The organism is Paenibacillus sp. FSL R7-277, assembly GCF_000517965.1.
Lineage (GTDB): Bacteria > Bacillota > Bacilli > Paenibacillales > Paenibacillaceae > Paenibacillus_AQ > Paenibacillus_AQ silagei.
In genome coordinates this window covers 1-366 of record NZ_ASPX01000053.1, presented here as the reverse complement: position 1 = coordinate 366, position 366 = coordinate 1, and the positions used below count along the sequence as shown (strand labels likewise).

Genomic DNA, 366 nt, shown 5'->3' with positions numbered 1-366 from the left:
AAAATGGCGGAACCGACGGGATTCGAACCCGCGATCTCCTGCGTGACAGGCAGGCATGTTAGGCCAACTACACCACGGTTCCAAATTGGTTGCGGGGGCAGGATTTGAACCTGCGGCCTTCGGGTTATGAGCCCGACGAGCTACCGGGCTGCTCCACCCCGCGTCATTGAACAAAATCTATTCGGTTAAGATAGATGGTGGAGGCTGAGGGGTTCGAACCCCCGACCCTCTGCTTGTAAGGCAGATGCTCTCCCAGCTGAGCTAAGCCTCCATGTATCAGTTCCAAAAAAATGGTGACTCGTATGGGATTCGAACCCATGTTACCTCCGTGAAAGGGAGGTGTCTTAACCCCTTGACCAACGAGCC

General features: G+C 54.9%; 4 tRNA genes. All 4 read right to left on the bottom strand.

Annotated features, from left to right (window positions below):
- Positions 1-4 precede the first annotated feature (4 nt).
- The 4 genes from C173_RS16205 to C173_RS16190 all read right to left on the bottom strand — a co-directional run bounded on the left by C173_RS16205 (position 5) and on the right by C173_RS16190 (position 366).
- Positions 5-82 (bottom strand) — tRNA-Asp (locus tag C173_RS16205).
- Positions 83-86: 4 nt separating this feature from the next.
- A tRNA-Met gene (locus C173_RS16200) sits at positions 87-163 on the bottom strand.
- 32 nt (positions 164-195) lie between these two features.
- Positions 196-271, bottom strand: a tRNA-Val gene (locus tag C173_RS16195).
- A gap of 20 nt (positions 272-291) precedes the next feature.
- Positions 292-366: transfer RNA gene (locus tag C173_RS16190), tRNA-Glu, on the bottom strand.